This window comes from Acidihalobacter sp., assembly GCF_037381185.1.
Taxonomy (GTDB): Bacteria; Pseudomonadota; Gammaproteobacteria; order DSM-5130; family Acidihalobacteraceae; genus Acidihalobacter_A.
In genome coordinates this window covers 43,465-62,193 of record NZ_JARRQY010000010.1, presented here as the reverse complement: position 1 = coordinate 62,193, position 18,729 = coordinate 43,465, and the positions used below count along the sequence as shown (strand labels likewise).

Here is an 18,729-nt window from a genome sequence, read left to right as displayed (position 1 = left end):
GCAGCTCACTTGGCTGCCTACGCCCATGGTATCGACCGGCGCCGGGGAAACTTTAGGGGAAATTTGCTCCGGTATCCGGTCCCCTCGCGGATGGAGTCGGAGCCGGTCGGGCGGCATCGGCCGGAAGCCGCGGCGGGCGCCGCGGCACAACGGCCGCCTCAGGTCATTCATCGACGGGCTTACGCCAGCCAGCCCTCGAGCCAAACATCGAGGTTGTTCTCCAACAACCAATGCTTGCGCACATGAGCGCGCAAAACGTCACCCCGCTCGGCACTCGCTGCGAGATCCGTGACATGCTCGCGAATCGCCTCGACCCAGTCGCGGTGGCGATTGCGCACCCGCGTCACCGGGAAGTCTCCGCGATAGGGCGTGAGATCCGAACAGACCACCGGATAACCGAGGATACCGTATTCAAGCAGGCGTAAATGACTCTTGGCGTGGTTGAACGGCACATCCTCCAGCGTGACTGATACCACCGGCCCAGCCGACGCGCGGCTTGCTCCCCACTCCACGTGTGGAACTCAAGCCTCCCCAGCGCGCTTCCTCGATGAAGTTGGGAACCACCTTGATGTCGGCATTCAATCCGCTGTAGGCCTCGGCCAGGGGCTCGGTCGCGACGACCAGACGGTCGCAGACGCCGACCGCGCGCCGCAGACGCTTGTACAGGTCCTTGGGCAGATGTTTCTTGTGTGCATTCTTGACCGGCACATTGGTCACCAGATCGTCGATCTCGAACACGCAGAAAACGTCATTGAAACGCTTGTGGCGTTCGATCGCCTCAATCTGGTGCGGCTCGACCTGGCGCTGCAGCACCAACGCGTCCGGCTTGATTCGGGCCAACTCCGCCGGGGCGTAGATGCAATCGGTCTCCTGCCCCTGAATGCGCCCCGCCTCAATCAGCGCCCGTGCCGGAGCGATGATGCGGTATTCGCCGCAGCCCATGCGATCGGCCGGCTGCGCGATGATCCGAGGCACGGGTCTCCAGCCGGGGTCCCAGCACAAGGCAGGATCGGACTCGGCAACGAAATCGGTACTTTTCAGGCTCAAATGACGGTTATATGCCGGATCGCCGGCAATCTGCCGCATCCAGCGCCGATACATCACCGCCTGCTCGCGCCCGAAGCGCTCAAGCTTGACCTGATCGCCGGCCGATTCCACGCCGGACTTTTGGCTCTTCGATCCCTCGTGCAGCATCAGCGCGTAAGGGCTCCACACCACGAGCTGGCCCCGTTCGCGGATCTTCAGGCAAAGATCGATATCGCTGTAGGATACTGCCAGTTCATCGGCATCGAGCCCGCTGACCTCATCGAACAGGGTCTTGCGTACCAGCAGACAGGCGCCCGTCACGGCAGAATAGTCCTGATCCACCTGCAGCCGCGCGTAATAGCCAGGCTCCTTGGCCTCATGCCCGATGAACGGATGCTCGGCGGGGCCGTTCACTCCCAGCACCACGCCCGCGTGCTGCACTTTTCCGTCGGGATACAGTAGCTTCGCGCCGACCACGCCCACTTCGGGACGCTGCGCGTGCGCCATCATGACATCCAGCCATTCGTCGTGCAGCGCCGCGGTATCGTTGTTGAGCAGCAACAGGTATTCGCCTCGCGCCTGCTCCGCCGCAAGATTGTTCATGGCCGAGTAGTTGAACGGCTGAGGATAGTCCAGTACGCGCAAACGCCCTTCGAGTTCGCGCCCCAAGGTGCGCAAGCCGTCTAGGTACTGTAGCGCATCCGCCTCGTCGCTGCCGTTGTCCACCACCAGAATCTCGTAGCTGGGCCAGGCCGTATGCGAAAACAGCGACTCTAGACAGCGTTCGAGCATGACGCGCTGATTGCGCGTTGGAATGATGATCGACACCAGCGGAGTCGTGGCGTGCCGATAGCGCACCCTCTGGGTCGCGGGCAGAACACCCGGTTCTATCTGCACATCGACGCCGCACCGGGAGAAATGCCGCCGCAACGCTCCCTGCGCCGCCGCAAGCGTTTCCGCCAAGGGCAGAACCGCATGACCGGCCCCGGGCATACGGTGATAGAAAACTTCGGCCACATGGCCAATGGCCCGGTCTCCCTGCCCTGCGGCTTCAAGGCGTTCCCAGGCACGCAGCACCAGATCATATTCGTCCGCGCCCACAGCTTCGGGGTCGAAACCACCCAGAGCTTCGAACAAGTCGCGGCGAATCAGAACGAGACCACCGACATAAGGCAGGCTGCGCAGGTAATCCAGATTGAAATCGGGTTTGAAATGCGGATTGCCGTATAGCCCGTCTTCCGTGAGGCTGTCTTCGTCGGTGTAGACCAGCGCCCAGTCCGGGTGCCGACGTATCGTCTGCGCAATGCGGAACAATGCCTGTGGAGCAAGCGTGCACCCCGCGTCGATCAAACCCAGCCAATCCCCCTCCGAGGCCGGCAGTGCCGTATTGAGTTCGGCCAGCAAAGCGCTCGGATCAGCTTTCGGGGCGATATCGATCCGCCGGCAGCCGAGCCACTGGGCATCCAGGCTCTCTCGCGTGGGCGATGAAGAAATCGTTCCGTGTTCGAGCAGCGCCAAGCCAAACGTCGGTACCGGCGTCTCCCCGGCCTCCCATGCGGCGACGGCAAGGTCGGCCCACTGCCGCTCCTGCGGCAGGCCCGACGCTGCCACCGCGCGGGCAACAGCCGGCGGCTGCGCAGGGCCCCCGGTGTCCCGCTCGGGCACCCGGGCGCCCTGCTTTCCGGCCCCGACGCCATTCGCCCGCAGTTGCGCGAGCGCTTCGGACAGCAGGTCGACGAGATCCGCGCGTCCGACACGGCCCGCATCGAGCATGCGCTGACAATACACGTCATGCTGGCGCTGCAGCATGGCGGCGTGCCGCTCGGGGGTATTGGCCTGCGCCTCGGGGTCGCCCAGGCCGCCGTGCATCCGGTAGTCCACCAGGGGTTCGGCGATGTAGTGATAGGCATCGCGCAAAAACGCACGAAATCCCAGTATCAGGTCCTCGTAGACCCCCGGATAGGCGACGCCATCGAAGTCATGCCACAGGTTCTTGGTGAACATGGCCGTTGCGCCGATATGCAGCGCCAGAGACAACGCCCCTTGCTGCGTCCCCATATTGGCCTGCACCACAGGCGGAACCCAGACCGGCTGGCCCGGCTTGTCGATGATGCGGGCATCGGTATGCACCAGGAAATCCCGCGGACACCCCAGTGACGCGTACAGCTCGACACATTTGCGCAAACGCTCGGGGTGCGACACGTCGTCGCCGGCGTGGCCCATGAACAGATCGTTTCTGACCAGCGACAGCACGTGGCCCACATGCCCCATAAGCCCCTGATTGCGACTGTTTCTGCGCAGCGTGACATCGCCGATGAGCGAGGCGGGCATCTCCCGGCCGGCAAAATATTCGTTGATCCGCCTCCAGGTGTCGTCGGTGGAGCAGTCGTCGCTGACGATGAGCTGATCGATCGGGTAGGTCTGCCGCAGCACTCCATCCAGGGCCTGCGTGACGGTGTCGGCCTGGTTGTAGGAAAACAACGCGACGGTTACAGGCGGCTGCTCGTCTTTCCGGTCGGTGCTAACAGGATTCTTCTGCATACGGAACAAGGCTCTGGGAGAAGGTCAGGGACAGGCTTGAAAGCTCATGGATTCTAATGCGCGCCGTACTTCCGTGACCACGCAATCGGCATCCTGAAGAGCCAGATGAGGCCCCATGGGCAGACTCAGCTCTCGGGCGGCCAGTTTTTCGGCGACCGGGAGCGCCCCGCGCGGATAGCCCAATTCAGCGTATGCGGGCTGCAGATGCGGGGGTATGGGATAGTGGATCAGGGTCTGGATGTTGGCGGCACTCAGAGCCTTTTGCAGTACGTCGCGGCACTCGTGGAAAACCGCATAGACATGCCATACGGGCTCGGAATGGTCGGGCGTCCACGGCAGTTTCAGACCGGTTTCCTCCAAACCCTGTGCATACCGCTCGGCGATGCTCCTCCGCCGACGGTTCCATTCGTCCAGGTACTTCAGCTTCACCCTGAGCACCGCCGCCTGCAAGGGATCGAGCCGACTGTTGAAACCCTGTAGGTCATGCTCGTATTTCACTTCGGAGCCATAGTTGCGCAGGCTGCGGATGCGTGCGGCCAGCTCAGCGTCATGCGTCGTAACCGCGCCCGCATCCCCCATCGCGCCGAGATTCTTCCCCGGGTAGAAGCTCCAGGCCGCCGCATCCGAATGCGCACCGATGCGCTGTCCCTCGTAACGCGCGCCGTGTGCCTGGGCCGCATCCTCGACCACGGCCAATCCATTGCTTCGCGCAATCTCGAGTATCGGCCCCAGGTCCGCCGCCTGCCCGTAGAGATGAACCGGCACGATGGCACGCGTACGGCGCGACAGCGCTTCCTCGACGTTGGCGGCGCTCAAATTGCAGCTGTGCTCGTCCGGCTCTACCGGCACCGGCGTGGCCCCGCAATGGCTGACGGCCAGCCACGTCGCAATGAACGTATTGCTTGGCACCAACACCTCGTCGCCACGACCGACGCCCAACGCGCGCAGAGTCAGATGCAGCGCATCCAGCCCATTGCCGACGCCAACGCCGTGGGACGCGCCGACATAGCCCGCCCATTCGTGCTCGAACGCCTCCACCTCGTCCCCGCCGACGTACCAGCCCGCACGGGCAACGCGCGACAGAGCCGCCTCAAGCTCGTCGGACAGCTCGTCGAAACCCGCCTTGAGGTCCAGAAAGGGAACGCTCATCCTGCCCCGACCGTGGCGGAAAAAGTGTCGTAGTCCCGGATGTAATCGGCCTCGTCATAGTGTTCGGAGGCCAGCACCATGCATACGGCTCCGGATGAAAAATTATCCAGGTAGCGCCACATCAGGGGGCACACGTAGAGACCGAAATACGAACGGTTCAGATGAAACCGCTTCGACTCGAAGCCGTCGTTTAGCACGACATCGAAACTGCCGGACATCGCGACGATGAACTGGCTGAGATTCCTGTGCGCATGCGCACCACGCTCCGCGCCGCCGGGCACGTCATACAGGTAGTAGACCCGCCGAATTTCGAAGGGCACATGGTTGCCCCCTTCCACGAAGGTCAGATTTCCGCGCTGATCACACACCTTCGGGAGTTCGATAATCCGGCAATCACGAAGCGGCATACGTCAAACCTCCGGATCCATCCCATGCCATACTCGAAACGAACGACCGTCCGGGACCACACCGGCTTCCCGGAATGGCGCGGCAGCCCAGATCAGCCTACGGGGTTCAAAGATACTTGAACAGCGAAAGCCCCTGCACCTGGGTATAGGTTTTCTGCGCCGCTTCCAGCCCCGTAAGCTGCAGCTGATACTGGCTGATGGCGCTGGCGTAGTCGACGTCCTGGATCTTGGACTGCGCGCTCTTCAACTGCGTCCCCCAGTCCTGCTGTAGCGACTGCTGGCTGCTGATCGCCGTGAGCCGTGATCCCACCCCCGCCTGCTTATTGATGATATTGCCCAAAGCCTGATCCAGCGCGGAGAGCTGCTGGTTGATGCTGTTATGGAGCTTGGTGTTACTGGCAACGCTTGAGGTCGGCGTATTGAGCGTATCGACGATGTTCTGCACCGTCTGGAACACGCTCTGCCGCCCGCTCGGCGCGACGGTGAAAGTATCGCCGGTCGCGGGCGTGCCGGAAATGCTGGTCTGGATTCCGGCGAAGCTGATGCTCGAATCGCTCTGGTAGGTCTGGTTGCTCAGAACGGTGGTACCGGTCGTCGTGTCCATCACATCGTAGGTATTGGCGGCAGTGAACTGGATCGAATAGGTGTCGCCGGTATAGGCACTCGAATTCGTCACCGAACCGGGATCGATGATGCCGCTGCCGGTATTGGCCGCCGCCGGCGTGGCGATGAACGTACCGTTGCCATTGGTGATCTGCATGAACACCGAAGATCCCGGATCGTTGGTAGCCACCTGACGGCTGCTGTCGATCTGCAGAAATCTCTGCGCGGAATCGCCCGCATAGACGAAGGTGTTGGTCGGCGTCTGCGTGAAGGGCTGGGTGGTCGTCTGTGAGCCGGCGAAGATGTATTCGCCGTTGCTGTCGCGCGTGTTGCCGAGGCTGAGAAGTGACTTGAGACTCTGGCTCAGCTCGCTGGCAATGCTCGAACGGCTTTCGTTGGTCTGGGTGCCGTTGTTGGCCTCGATGGTCAGCGTACGCACGCGCTGCACCACGTTCTGCACCTGGGTCAGCGTACTCTGTTCCAGATTGAGCCGCGCGGTAGCCGCGTCGCCGTTTTTCTGCAACTGCGTGTTGGTGTCGATGGCCGCCTGCAGGTTCAGAGCCTGCGCCGCGCCGGCCGGGTCGTCGGCGGGCGTGACGATTCTCCTGCCGGTGGAAAGCTGCTGCTGAGTATGGTTCAGCTGTGACTGCTGATCGAGGATGGCGCTGATGCTGGTCTGGCTGATTTCGGCAGTGGAAAGACGCATGGCTAAATCCTCAACTCACCGCATTTATCAGGGTTTGGAACAGGCTGTTGGCCGTCGAGATGACCTTCGCGGAAGCCTGATAGGCCTGCTGGTACTTGAGCAGGTTGGCGGCCTCTTCGTCCAGATTCACGCCCGATATGGACTGCTGCATGGATGTCGCCTGGTTGAGCAGGGACTGGTGCGTCTTGGCGTCGGTCTGCGCGGCCTGGGTCTTGGTGCCGACGTCGGCGACGAGCTGGCTGTAGGTGTCGCCGAGGCTCGCCGTGCCGCCCTGCAGGAAAGTCTTCTGCTGCAGCGCCGCCAGCTGCAGCGCGTTGCCGTTGTCGCCTGAACCGGTCGGCGCGATCACGAACGTGTCGCCGCTTGCCGCATTACCGCCGATGGTGGTCTGCCAGCCATTGAAGCTGACGGTCGTGCCGCTCGAGTTGAAAGCCTGCCCGGTGGCGAGCGTCGCGCCCGTCGTGTTGTCGACGACGTCGAAGGTGGTCGCCGAGGTCATGGTGATGGTGACCTGGTCGCGCAGATTCGCGTTGGTGGGGTCGAGCGTCTGCATGTCGGAGATCGTGCCGGTGCCGGTATTGGTCTGGGTGGCGGTGCCGACCACAGGCGCCGCGGCGGCGATCTCGCGGGGGTCCGTCGCCGCCATGGTGATGTCGCGCGCCGCGTAGCGGGTCGGTTCTATGCTGAAGCTGTCGCCGGCGGATGCGGTAGTGGGCACGTTGATGGTAAGGCCGTCCGCGGTATACGAGCCCGGCGACCCCGTCACGGGAGTCATCGTCACGGTCTGCCCGGAACCCGCCACCTTCAAGCTCCAGTTGGTGCCGTCGTAGGAAAGCCGATAATCGTTCGTCGTCAGTTTGCCGACGTCGCTGATGGAATAGGTCGCAACGCCGCTGCTGGAGGCATTGTTTTCAGAGGGATAGCTGTTCTGCACCGTAGTCGGCATCGGCACGTTGAAGAAGTCGCCGCCCTGGCTGCCGGTCAGATCGATACCCTTGGCCTGCTGCGCATTGAACTCCTGGCCGATGCCGATGGCGAGCCTTCCCAGCGCGTTCTTGGCTTGCACCACGACCTGATCGCGCGCTTCCAGAAGACCGCCGAGACTGCCGCCGGTAACGATGTTCGAAACAGGCACGTCGCCGGCCTGCGTCTTGAACACCAGATCGAGCTGGTTCGGATCGCCGCTGAGGTTGGCCGTACCCAGCTTGGTGACGTCTGCACCGACCACCAGCGCCTGCCCGGTGCCGACCATGACGTTGATGGAGCCGTCGCTCTGGCTCACCGTCTTGACGCTGACATACTGCGCCAGTTTGTTGACCAGGGCGTCGCGCTTGTCGAGCAGGTCGTTGGGCTGGCCGACGACGTTGCTGTTGTTGGCCGACACGATCTGGGTATTGAGCTTGGCGATCTGGCTCGCCAGGCTGTTGATGTTCGACACATCGTTGCCGATCTGTCCGTTGAGCCGGCCGCTGATGTTGTCGATCTGCTGGTACAGCGTGTTGAAGCGTCCGACCAGCGTATTGCCCTGGCTGATCAGGTCCTGACGCGCCGAAATCGACGACGGATCGTTGGCGACACCCTGTACGGAGTTGAAGAACGACTGCAGCGCGGGCTGCAGACCCGCCGTCTGGTCCGCCAATAGATTATCGACCTGTTCCGCGTACTGGCTGTAGGTCTGATAGCGGGAGTTCGTGGCCGTCGCATCGGTGACCTGGGCGTTCACGAACTGGCTGAAAATGCGCTGCACGCCGTCGACCTGCACGCCGCTGCCGAGGTAGTAGCTGCCGGCGAGATCTCCGGGCTGGGTCGAAAAATCCACCCGCTGGCGACTGTAGCCATCGGTGTTCGCATTGGAGATGTTGTTGCTCGTGGTCTGCAGCGCCTGCTGATAGGACAGCAGCGCCGAAGTGCCGATACCGAGAATGTCTGCTCCTGCCATCTCCGTCTCCCGTGGCCGCTGCTGCAGCCACTACTGATGTCTTACGTTAACGACGCGTCGCCGGAATTCTTGAACCCGGCGGACAGCGCCAGAAATTCGTCGCGCCCGAGAATGTGGCCGATCTTGGCGGCGTAGGCGGGATCGGTGGCGTACCCGGCCTGCTGCAGCCCCGCGAGGTATTGCGCCGGATCGCCGGCATTGGCCAATGCCTGCTGATAGCGGGGGTGTTGCGAGATCAGCTTGGCGTAATCGGAAAAGCTGGCCGCGATCGACGGATAAGCGCGGAAACTGGCACGTTCGCGGGTGGCGAGTCCGTCGCGGTATTCCACCGTCGGCACGCTGACCTGGGAGCCGCTCCAGTCCTTGCCGGCCTTGATGCCGAACAGATTGTTGCTGCTGGCGCCGTTCGCCGCCGCCGGCACGTGCTTGCCCCAGCCGGTCTCCAGCGCAGCCTGCGCGACCAGCACCTCCGGGGAAACGCCGAGCTTCTCAGCTGCCGCACGCGCATAGGGCATGACGGTCTCGACGAATGCCTGCGGCGAGGCCGGCGGCCAGTCGGAGCTGCCGGCCCGGGTCTGCGCCGTGGCGCCCTGTGCTGCGGCTGCCGGTGCATCAGGCGTAGCGGCACGCTGGGCCACGACGGCCGCGGTTGAAGTGCCGCTCGCCGAGGATTCGGGGGAACCGGACACACCCAGCGCCTTTTCGATCATCGAGCGCAGTCCGATTCCCTGCCCCTGCGCCATATTCAAAGCGATCTGATGGTCGTACAGCCCTTGATAGAGTCGTTCCTGCGAACTGCCGAACAAGCTGTCATGCGGCGTCGCGTCGCGCATGGACTTGAGCATCATCTGGATGAACAGCGCCTCGAACTGCTTCGCCGCCTCGACCTTGGCCGCCGGCGTCTGCGCCCGCGCCGCGGCCTTGAGGCTGTCGAGGCCCTGAAAGTCCGTGTAGGTGGCGGCAAGCGTGGCGGAACCGGTCGGCAGCGTCATGTCAGATCACCACGAGCTGGGCCTTGAGCGCGCCAGCCTTTTTGAGCGCTTCGAGAATGGCGATCAGATCGTCGGGCGTTGCCCCCACCTGGTTGATCGCGCGCACGATCGAGTCCAGCGAGGTTCCCGGCTTGAACACGAAGGCGTGCGCCTTCTGCTGCTTGGCGGATACGCTGGAACTGGGCGTCACGGTGGTCTGCCCGCCGGACAGGGCCGAAGGTTGGCTCACCTGCGGATTTTCGCTGATGGTCACGGTCAGGTTGCCGTGCGCCACCGCCGCCGGCAGCACGCGTACGTTGGAGCCGATGATGACGGTGCCGGTACGCGCGTTGACCACCACGCGTGCGCGCGGCGCGGCCGGATTGACCTCGAGGTTCTCGAGAAAGGACACGAAGGCCACCCGCTGGCCGGCCTTGGCCGGTGCGGTAACGCGCACAGAGGTCGCGTCCATCGGCTCTGCGGTGTTCGGCCCTGCGGCCTGATTGATGGCCCGCGCCATCCGTGCAGCAGTGGTGAAACTCGGCGTATTGAGGTCGAGGGTGATGTACTGGCCATGGTCGAATGGGGTCGGCACGCTACGCTCGACGCTGGCGCCGTTGGGAATTAGGCCTACCGTCAGCGTATTGACCTGCGTGCTGCTGCCGCTGGCCCCCTGAGCCCCGTAGCCGCCGACCACCATATTGCCCTGCGCCAGCGCGTATACCTGGCCATTGGCACCGCGCAACGGCGTCATCAGAAGGGTGCCGCCGCGCAAGCTCTTGGCGTTGCCGATGGACGAAACGGTCACGTCGATGTGCTGACCGGGTTTGCTGAACGGCGGCAGCGATGCGCTGACCATGACCGCGGCGACGTTCTTGAGCTGAGGATTGGTGTCGGCCGGCACCGAAACCCCGAACTGCAGCAGCATGTTCTTGATGCTCTGGATGGTGAACGGCGTCTGCGAGGTCTGATCACCCGTTCCATCTAGGCCAACGACCAGGCCGTAACCGACCAACTGATTGCTGCGCACACCAGCGATGCTGGCCAGGTTGCGCACCTTCTCGGCCTGTGCCGGCACGCTCATAAGCGCACAGGCAAGTACTGCCGCAAGCGCCAACAGCAAGTTCCGGTGAAATAGCGGACGAGGCAGACTCATAACGGCCACCAGGCGTTGAAGAAGCGGACCAGCCAGCCGGGGCGGTTGGAGTTGTTGACCATGCCCTGGCCACTGTAGCCGATGTGCGCATCAGCGATCTTGGTGGAATCAACCGTGTTCTGCGGCGATATGTCGGCTGGCCGCACTATGCCCCGCAAGCGCACGTATTCGCGCCCCTGATTGATCTGCAGCCATTTCTGTCCCTGCACCACGAGATCCCCGTTGGACAACACCCGCGCGACCGTTACGGTGATTGTGCCGGTCATGGTGTTGCTCTGGCTGGACTGTCCCTTGCCGGTAAAGCCGTTCGTGCTCGAAAGCCCGGTCTGCAGCGGATCGGTGCCGGCGACCCCGATCGGGCCACCGAGCAGAGTCGAGGCGCCCACGCTGACGCTGGAGTCGCGCGAGGTCGAGGTATCCGCAGACTTCGTCGCGTTGGTGCTTTCGTCCAACACCACCGTGATCAGGTCGCCGACGCGGTGGGCCCGTTGATCGGAGAACAGAGGCACGGCAGTGTTCGGCTGATACACAGAACCGTTGTTCTGGTCGGCTGGCTTGGGCGGGAGCGGCAGAACCGCAGCGTAGTTCTGGTCGTTGCCCGGCATGGGGCCGTTCAATAGGGTCGAGCAGCCGCCCAGCGCCAGCAGCGCCGCGGTGGACAGGGACAGCAGTACTCTCGACACCAGCTTCATCAACGCTTCGCTCAAAGGTTGTTGTTCACGTACTGCAGCATCTGATCGGTAGTGGAGATGGCCTTCGAGTTGATCTCGTAGGCTCGCTGCGTCTCGATCATGTTGACCAGCGACTCCACAGTGTTGACGTTGGACGTCTCCAGCGCCCCCTGCTGCAGGGTTCCCAGACCGGTCAGCCCCGGGGTGCCGCTCTGCGCCGCGCCGCTAGCGGCGGTCTCCTGGAACAGATTTTGCCCGATCGGCTGCAGGCCGGCGGGATTGATGAAGTTGCTGAGCTGCACTGTCCCAACCTGCGTCGGCGTGTTGCTGCCCGCCACGGTAGCGGTAACCGTACCGTCCGAGCCGATGGTCAGGCTCTGAGTGTTGGCCGGCACCGTGATCGCGGGCTGCAACGGGTAGCCGTTGGAAGTGACGATCTGCCCGTTGCTGTCGAGCTGGAAGGAGCCGTCGCGCGTGTAGGCCGTGCTGCCGTCGGGCATCAGGATCTGGAAAAAACCCTGGCCCTGGATGGCCATGTCCAGATTGTTACCGGTCTGCACAATGTTGCCCTCGGTGAATATCTTCTCCGTGGAGCCGATGCGCACGCCGGTGCCGAGCATCAGGCCCGAGGGCAGTTGCGTGTTCTGGGTGGACTGCCCGCCGGGCTGGCGGACATTCTGATAGAGCAGATCCTCGAAGCTCGCACGCCCTTTCTTGAAACCGGTGGTGTTGACGTTCGCCAGATTATTGGCGATGACGTCCATGTTGGTCTGCTGCGCATCGAGTCCGGTCTTGGCGATCCAGAGTGCGGGATTCATGGATGGAGTCTCCTAAAGTGAATGTCAGCCGAGGCGGATGAGCTGCGCGCTCGCCTGATCGTTCTGTTCGGCGGTCTTCATTGTCTTGACCTGCAGCTCGTACTGCCGCGCCAGCGAAATCATGCGCACCATGCTTTCGACCGTGTTGACGTTGCTGCCCTCGACCATACCGGTCTCGACGCTGACGCTGGCGTCCGCGGCCACCGGCGCGCCGTTGCGCGTCTCCATCAGTCCCGAAACGCTCTTCACGAGATCGGCCTCGGGCGGATTGACCAGCTTGATGCGGTCGACCACCGCCAGGGCATTGGGCTTCTGACCGTTCGGTTGCACGGTGATGGTGCCGTCGGTGCCGATGTCGATTTTTTCGCTAGGAGGAATGGAAATCGGCCCCGAGCTGCCCATCACCGGATAGCCCTGGCTGGTGGTCAGCATGCCGTTGCCGTCGATCTTGAGCTGGCCGGCGCGTGTGTAAGCCTCGCGCCCGTTCGGCCCCTGCACGGCGATCCAGCCCTGCCCCTTGACCGCAATGTCCAACGGATTGCCGGTCGAGATAAGGGGCCCTGCGCTGAAGTCCGTGCCCACGCCCTGGTCCTGCGTATAAACGCGGCTGGCATAGCCGGGCCCGTCAATGGGAACGGCCTTGAACGCCTCCATATCACGCTTGAAGCCGACCGTGCTGGCATTGGCCAGGTTGTTGGTCGTGTTCGCCTGCTGGAGCATGATCTCCTTGGCGCCCGACATCCCGATGTACAGCATGCGGTCCATAGGTCTGCCTCGCTGTGTGCATCAACTCCCGGTCAGCTCATCTGGATGATGGTCTGCGTGACGGTGTTGGCAGTAGTGATGACTTTCGCATTGGCCTGATAGTCGCGCTGTTCCGTGATCAAATTGACCAATTGCTTGGCCAGATCGACGTTGGAGTTCTCCAGCGAGCCGGACTGCACCTGCCCGAAGGTACCGCTACCGGGCGCGCCAAGCCGGACGTCACCGGAGGCGAAGGTCTGCGCCCAGGCCGTATTGCCGACCGGCTGCAAACCTTGCGGATTGGCGAAATCAGCCAGGGCCACCTGGCCCAGCGCCTGCGACTGGCCGTTGGTGTAGCGGGCCGAGATAACGCCGGTACCGCTGACGTCGATGCCGGACAGGCGCCCGGAGGTATAACCATTTTGGGTCAGGCTGTTGACGCTGTTGGTATCGCCGAACATGGAGGTACCGGTCAGATCCAGAGTCAGGTTCAGTGGCGACGCGCCGGTGGAAGGCGAGTAGGCGTCGTAGGCAATCTGACCATTGGCGGGAGAGGTCAGACTACCGTTGTCGTCAAACGTGATCTGAGTCTGGTTGGCACCGCCGGTCGTCACGGTGTTGCCGTCAACCTGGGTCAGAACGTCCCAGGTCGACGATCCCGCGGTGGTGGTGGTTGACGGCGTCGTGGTGTCCTTGCGGAAATACATGATCGCGGTGTGCGGCGAGCCCAGCGAGTCGTAGATCGTGGCAGGAGTCGAATAGGTGTAGCTCGTCGCATCGCTGGGATTGATGGTGCCCGCCCCCAGATCGGATGCCTGCGCGCTCAGATCCAATAGAGCGGAAACATTGCTGGTCGCCTGCGGAGTTCCAGCGCTGGTCGACAGCTGCACATCGGTCAGATTGCCCTGGTTGAAGGTAGGACTGCTGCCCGAATTGCTGATCGGCGCGTAAACCTGCAGGCGCTGGCCCTGCGAGTTGACCACGTAGCCGTCCCGGTCGACCTGCAGGGCACCCGCCCTGCTGTACACCTGGCTGCCCTGATCGCTGAAAACGAAGAATCCCTTGCCGTTGACCGCCAGATCCAGACTGTTGCCGGTGTTATTCATCGAGCCCTGGGTGAAGTGCTGTGTCACCGCCTGCAGCTGAACGCCGGAGCCAACAGAGCGATTGCTCATACCTCCGTAGGCTGTCGAATAGATATCGCCGAACTCGGCACGCGAGCGCTTGAAACCGGTGGTGCCCGCATTGGCAATGTTGTTACCGGTAACGTTCAGCGCCTCGGAGGCGGCGTTCAAGCCGGTCAATGCTGTTCCGAATGCCATGTCGTTTGCTCCTTAGAAACGAGTACTTATTCCGCTCAACTGATCTGCCGCACTTTCGAGAGATCCACGTTCCCGAGCCCGTCAGCCAGACCCAGGGTTATCGAACCGCCGTTGCTGCCCAAGGTGACGCTATTGACGCGCGTGCTGGCCAGGGTATCCATTGCCTCGGCTTTTCCGTCGACAGCGGCCTCGGCGCGAATGGCATAAGTACCCGCCGGCATGGGCGTACCGTTGCTGTCGGTGCCGTCCCAGGTAAAACCGGCCAATCCAGCGGACTGCGCCCCCAGGTCGATCTGTTTGACCAGCTGTCCGCTGGCGCTGTACACGCCGACGACGACGCGTTGCGCGGCTGTGCTCACATCGACCGCCCCGCTCAGTCCACCGCTCGCGGGCAACTCCGCCTGCTTGGCAGGCACCAGGACGTTGTGGCCGACCAGACTGGCTGCCTGCAGCGACTGACTGGTGGTCAGCGAGCCGGCCAGATTGGTGACGGTCTTCTGCAGGTTCTGGATGCCGGTCACCGAGCTGAACTGGGCCAACTGGGCGAGAAAGCTCTGACTGTCGACGGGCTTGGTCGGATCCTGGTTCTGAATCTCGGTGACCATCAGCTTGAGGAAAGCGTCCTCACCCAACGCACCCGTACCGCTGACCCCCGACGAGGTGCTCGATGTGGACGGTGCGAGCCCCAACTGCTGATAGGTGCTGTACGCGGAGGTGTTACTGGTTGCGACTGTCATGTTCCGGCCTCCAGGGCGGATTATTTGTTCGCCAGCTGCAGCGTGTTGAGCAACAGTTGCTGTGTAGTACTCACCACGTTGACGTTGCTCTGATAGCTGCGCGACGCGGAGATCATGTTGGCCATCTGCTCGACGGTGTTGACGTTCGAGGTGTAGACGTAACCTTCCTTGTCGGCCAACGGATTGCCCGGTTGATATTCCTTGCGCACCGGCGCCTCGCTTTGCTGAATCTCGGTCACCTGAACGCCCACAGCGGCCTGCTCAGCGACGCCGCCACCACCCTGAGCGTCTTTCAGCACGGCCTTGAACACCGGCTGGCGGGCGCGATAGGCGTCTTTCTCACTGCCCGCGACGTCGTTGGCGTTGGCCAGATTGCTGGCGACCGTGTTTAGCCGCACGCTCTGCGCACTCATGCCCGATCCGGCAATACCGAAAATGTTGTAGAGACTCATGGTTTATTGCCCCGTCAAAGCCTTGCGCAGACCGCTGATGCGACTGCCGAGAAAACTCAGCGTCGCCTGGTAACGCAAGGCGTTTTCCCCGAACTCGGCCTGGTTACGCTGCAAGTCCACCGTATTGCCGTCCAGCGAAGGCTGCAGCGGCACCTGGTACATCACTTGCGCGGTCCCGCTCTGTCCGACCGCCTGCAGACTCACACCGGAATCCGTAGGCGCCAGTGGCAAACCTTGAGGCTGACCTCGCGCCGCCTGCAATGCCGCCTTGAAGTTGATGTCGCGCGCCTTGTAGTCCGGCGTGTCGGCATTGGCGATGTTAGAGGCCAGTAGCTCCGCCCGCTTGGTTTCCAACTGCAGTGCCTGGGGAAACGTGGCCAGCGCTTTGTCGATGGAGAACGGCATGTTTCGCGTCCTGTGATGTTCTACTCGACAGGGAAAAGCAATTTGGATGCCAAGCATCGAATATGACTGTGAATACGTGTCGGCACAGGGCTTGGAGCCCAGGCGAAGACAACAACGGCGGGCCGTGAAGAGCGTTGGACACGCGCGAGCGGCAATGCGTCACCGCCACGCGGCAAACGGCGGCTGGCCGCTTGCCGACGTCAAAAGATCGGCGTCAGTGCGTAGAAGAAAAACTTTACGTCAAGAATTCGACTTTGCGTCGACTAGCCCGGAGAACGGCGGGCGACGCAGCCGGATAGGGAACCGGCCACGCCTTAAGAACAAACGCGTTTCAGATCTTGAAGCCGCCGACCAGCGACTGCAGCTGCGCCGCGAGACGAGCAAGCTCATCACTCGCCGTGGCGACCTGCCGCACACCCTGTACGCTTTCGTCGCCGGCCTGATTGATGTTGGCGACGTTGCGATTGATCTCCTCTGCTACTGCCGACTGTTCCTCGGCCGCACTGGCGATCATCGCATTCATGTCGTTGATACGGGACACGGCCTCGGTCGTCGCCTTGAGCAGGGCACTGTTCTCGCTCGCCCGTTCAGCGCTCTCATGCGCCCGGTCACGGCCCTGCCCAATGGCATGCACCGCATTCTGCGCCCCGCTCTGCAAGCTCTCGATCATGGTCTGGATTTCCGCCGTCGAGTCCTGGGTGCGCCGCGCCAGCGTACGCACCTCATCCGCAACCACAGCGAAACCTCGCCCATGCTCGCCGGCGCGCGCCGCCTCGATCGCCGCGTTCAGCGCCAGCAGATTGGTCTGTTCCGAGATGCTGTTGATGACCTCGAGAACCTTATCGATCGACTCCGTACCACGGCGCAGCTCATCGATGATCTGGCTGGCATTTTCGATCTCTCCGGCCAACTGCCGCATATTGTTGGCGTTGACCTCCACCAGATGTGCTGAATCGGAGGTGTTTTCCTGCGCCTCCTTGGCCGAACGCGCGGCGTCCGCGGCATTCTTTGCCACCTCATTGACCGTAGCCGACATCTCGTTCATCGCCGTGGCCACCTGCTCGGTCTCACTCTGCTGGCGATCGACGGTGCGGCTGACCTCCTCGCTGGTACCAGAAAGCTCCTCGGCGGCCGCAGCCAGCTGCGAGGTCGATCCGGCCACCTGCCCGAAGGACTGGTGGATGCGCTCGACGAAACGATTGAAGGCCTCAGCCATTTCGCCGAACTCATCCGAAGTATGCGCCGTAAGCCGCCGCGTCAGATCGGCTTCGCCGCTGGCGAGATCGTGCAACGCGGCCAGCAGCATACGCACGGGTTGCAGCAGCGTACGCAAGCTGAGGTACAGGATCACCAAAGCAAGCGCCAGACCGATCAGGGTCACCAGCGCAACCTGCCAGCGCGCCGTGATCAACGGCTTATCCACCACCGACTGCTCGGTCAGCAGGCCGAGGTACCACTTCGTACCGGCAACCTCTACCGGATGAAAGCTCACGCGCCATTCCTTACCGTCTATGCCGTAGAAGTGCGTCTGTGCAACCAGCGGCGCAGCCGTTCCCAGCAGAGTCTTGATCGGCTTGCCGAACAGATCCTGCTGCGGCGCGGAGAGGATGGTGCCGTCCTTATCGACCAGAATGGCATAACCGTCCTGGCCGATGCCCAGAGGCTTGAGCATCCCGTCCAGGGCCGACAGCGGGATATCGGCGGCGACAACGCCTCGATAGTCGCCCGTGGTAACCGGCGCCACGACGGAGATCAGCACCTGGCCGGTGCTGGCGTCGACATGGGGCTGAGTGAAACCGGCCTGCTGGGTCTGCTCGGCCTGCTTATACCAGGAACGCGTGCGCGGATCGTAGCCTGCGGGCAGCTTGGCTTCATCCTGGGTCGACTCCATCAGCATCTTGCCACTCGTCGTGCCGACGTATACGGACTTGAAACCGCCCCCTTCCTTGGCGGTCATGAAAATCCTGCGCGCCTGCGCGTCGTCGCCGACCTTGGTCACCTGCCCGGCAACGGCCTTCAGCAGGTCGAGGCGCGTCTGCAACCACTCCTCCACATCCGTGGTGCCGGCATACGCAAGGGTGTCCCCCATCTCCTGCAGATAGACATTCGATGTCTTGCTGAGAGTACTCTCGGAGAGCCAGGAGTTGATGCCGACCACAAGCACGAGCAAGAGGGCGAACGAAAGCAACAGCTTTTGGCTGAAGGACAAACGGTTCATACCTGAAGACCCCATATTGGTTATTTTAGGTCGAACTACTCTCGCAACGAGACGGCCAGCCCAGACCGCCTCACAACCATTGCAAGCGCTACACAAATATCGGCGCCGCCACTGCAAACTTGAGGTAGCGATCCTGTTCCCTTACTCCCTCTCAGCACATACCGGACAAATGTCTGCAGAAGTGATCTGCCGACGCGCGCAGCGTTCCCTCATCACGCGGTACACCCTCAGTTGCGGCCATGAATCGTCGACAGCAGCATGGCCGCGCCGATCAGGGCCGAACCGCTGATCCGGTTCAGGCGCGTGATCGCGCGCGGACTGGCGGTCATGCGGCGCAGGCGCGATGCCAAACCGCTGTAGCCGCTCATGACCAGCGTATCCACCGCGACCAGCGTGACCCCGATGATCAGCAGTTGCGGCACCTGCGCTCGTGCCGGATCGATGAACTGGGGCAGCAACGCGACCAGAAACACGGTCGCCTTGGGATTGGTGAGATTCACCAGCATCGCCTGCATGAATGCACGATGCGGCTTGAATCCCGATCCGGCCGCGTGAAGGTGTATCGTCCCCGCCGCACGCCAGCGGCTGATCCCGAGCCAGATCAGGTACACGACACCGACCCATTTGATGACATGGAACAATGTTTCGGAAGTCGCGATGACACCGCCCAACCCCACGCCCACGATCAATATCTGCATGAGCAAACCGACCTGCAGCCCCAAAACGGCGAACACCGCATTGCGCATCCCATGGCTCAAACCATAGCTCATCGAGGTAATCGCCCCGGCACCCGGCGACACGCTGATGAGCAGCGCAGCAGCCAGCAAGGTCAACCAGACATTGAATTCCATACACTCACTTTCA

Annotated in this window: 17 protein-coding genes; all 17 read right to left on the bottom strand. The window is 62.6% G+C overall.

Annotation, left to right across the window (positions count from 1 at the left end; genetic code table 11):
• Nucleotides 1-179: 179 nt before the first annotated feature.
• Nucleotides 180-452 (bottom strand): hypothetical protein, encoded by a 273-nt coding sequence (locus tag P8014_RS04795; RefSeq protein WP_337816166.1) that lies wholly within the window; start codon nucleotides 450-452, stop codon nucleotides 180-182.
• On the bottom strand, nucleotides 412-3,567 hold the full coding sequence (locus P8014_RS04790; RefSeq protein WP_337816165.1) for a glycosyltransferase family 2 protein: 3,156 nt from the start codon (nucleotides 3,565-3,567) through the stop codon (nucleotides 412-414). The genes P8014_RS04795 and P8014_RS04790 overlap by 41 nt, the downstream gene beginning before the upstream one ends.
• Before the next feature lie 24 nt (nucleotides 3,568-3,591).
• Nucleotides 3,592-4,716, bottom strand: coding sequence for a DegT/DnrJ/EryC1/StrS family aminotransferase (locus P8014_RS04785; RefSeq protein ID WP_337816164.1), 1,125 nt, complete (start codon nucleotides 4,714-4,716; stop codon nucleotides 3,592-3,594).
• Nucleotides 4,713-5,123 carry an FdtA/QdtA family cupin domain-containing protein gene (locus P8014_RS04780; protein ID WP_337816163.1) on the bottom strand — a complete coding sequence of 137 codons (411 nt, stop codon included), beginning with the start codon at nucleotides 5,121-5,123 and terminating at the stop codon, nucleotides 4,713-4,715. Before P8014_RS04780 ends, P8014_RS04785 begins: the two co-directional genes overlap by 4 nt.
• 106 nt (nucleotides 5,124-5,229) lie before the next feature.
• Entirely contained in the window at nucleotides 5,230-6,432 is a 1,203-nt protein-coding gene (gene flgL / locus P8014_RS04775; RefSeq protein ID WP_337816162.1) for a flagellar hook-associated protein FlgL, read from the bottom strand.
• Between the two features lie 10 nt (nucleotides 6,433-6,442).
• Nucleotides 6,443-8,371, bottom strand: a complete 1,929-nt coding sequence (gene flgK, locus P8014_RS04770; protein WP_337816161.1) for a flagellar hook-associated protein FlgK — start codon at nucleotides 8,369-8,371, stop codon at nucleotides 6,443-6,445.
• A gap of 41 nt (nucleotides 8,372-8,412) precedes the next feature.
• Nucleotides 8,413-9,363, bottom strand: coding sequence for a flagellar assembly peptidoglycan hydrolase FlgJ (gene flgJ, locus P8014_RS04765; RefSeq protein ID WP_337816160.1), 951 nt, complete (start codon nucleotides 9,361-9,363; stop codon nucleotides 8,413-8,415).
• A gap of 1 nt (nucleotide 9,364) precedes the next feature.
• The gene (locus P8014_RS04760) at nucleotides 9,365-10,426 is read right to left on the bottom strand and encodes a flagellar basal body P-ring protein FlgI (protein ID WP_337816248.1); all 1,062 of its coding nucleotides are present in this window, start codon (nucleotides 10,424-10,426) and stop codon (nucleotides 9,365-9,367) included.
• 68 nt (nucleotides 10,427-10,494) lie between these two features.
• On the bottom strand, nucleotides 10,495-11,190 hold the full coding sequence (gene flgH, locus P8014_RS04755; RefSeq protein WP_337816159.1) for a flagellar basal body L-ring protein FlgH: 696 nt from the start codon (nucleotides 11,188-11,190) through the stop codon (nucleotides 10,495-10,497).
• 11 nt (nucleotides 11,191-11,201) lie between these two features.
• A complete protein-coding gene (gene flgG / locus P8014_RS04750) occupies nucleotides 11,202-11,987 on the bottom strand; it encodes a flagellar basal-body rod protein FlgG (RefSeq protein ID WP_337816158.1) in 786 nt (261 codons plus the stop codon).
• 24 nt (nucleotides 11,988-12,011) lie between these two features.
• On the bottom strand, nucleotides 12,012-12,752 hold the full coding sequence (flgF, locus tag P8014_RS04745) for a flagellar basal-body rod protein FlgF (RefSeq protein ID WP_337816157.1): 741 nt from the start codon (nucleotides 12,750-12,752) through the stop codon (nucleotides 12,012-12,014).
• Between the two features lie 32 nt (nucleotides 12,753-12,784).
• Nucleotides 12,785-14,053, bottom strand: a complete 1,269-nt coding sequence (gene flgE / locus P8014_RS04740) for a flagellar hook protein FlgE (RefSeq protein ID WP_337816156.1) — start codon at nucleotides 14,051-14,053, stop codon at nucleotides 12,785-12,787.
• 35 nt (nucleotides 14,054-14,088) lie between these two features.
• Nucleotides 14,089-14,790, bottom strand: a complete 702-nt coding sequence (locus P8014_RS04735; RefSeq protein ID WP_337816155.1) for a flagellar hook assembly protein FlgD — start codon at nucleotides 14,788-14,790, stop codon at nucleotides 14,089-14,091.
• A 20-nt stretch (nucleotides 14,791-14,810) separates the two neighbouring features.
• Complete coding sequence (gene flgC / locus P8014_RS04730; RefSeq protein ID WP_337816154.1) at nucleotides 14,811-15,242, bottom strand: flagellar basal body rod protein FlgC; 432 nt, start codon at nucleotides 15,240-15,242, stop codon at nucleotides 14,811-14,813.
• Nucleotides 15,243-15,245: 3 nt separating this feature from the next.
• Nucleotides 15,246-15,647 (bottom strand): flagellar basal body rod protein FlgB, encoded by a 402-nt coding sequence (gene flgB / locus P8014_RS04725; RefSeq protein ID WP_337816153.1) that lies wholly within the window; start codon nucleotides 15,645-15,647, stop codon nucleotides 15,246-15,248.
• A gap of 331 nt (nucleotides 15,648-15,978) precedes the next feature.
• Nucleotides 15,979-17,865, bottom strand: a complete 1,887-nt coding sequence (locus tag P8014_RS04720; protein WP_337816152.1) for a methyl-accepting chemotaxis protein — start codon at nucleotides 17,863-17,865, stop codon at nucleotides 15,979-15,981.
• A 227-nt stretch (nucleotides 17,866-18,092) separates the two neighbouring features.
• Complete coding sequence (gene rhtB, locus P8014_RS04715) at nucleotides 18,093-18,716, bottom strand: homoserine/homoserine lactone efflux protein (protein WP_337816151.1); 624 nt, start codon at nucleotides 18,714-18,716, stop codon at nucleotides 18,093-18,095.
• Nucleotides 18,717-18,729 lie beyond the last annotated feature (13 nt).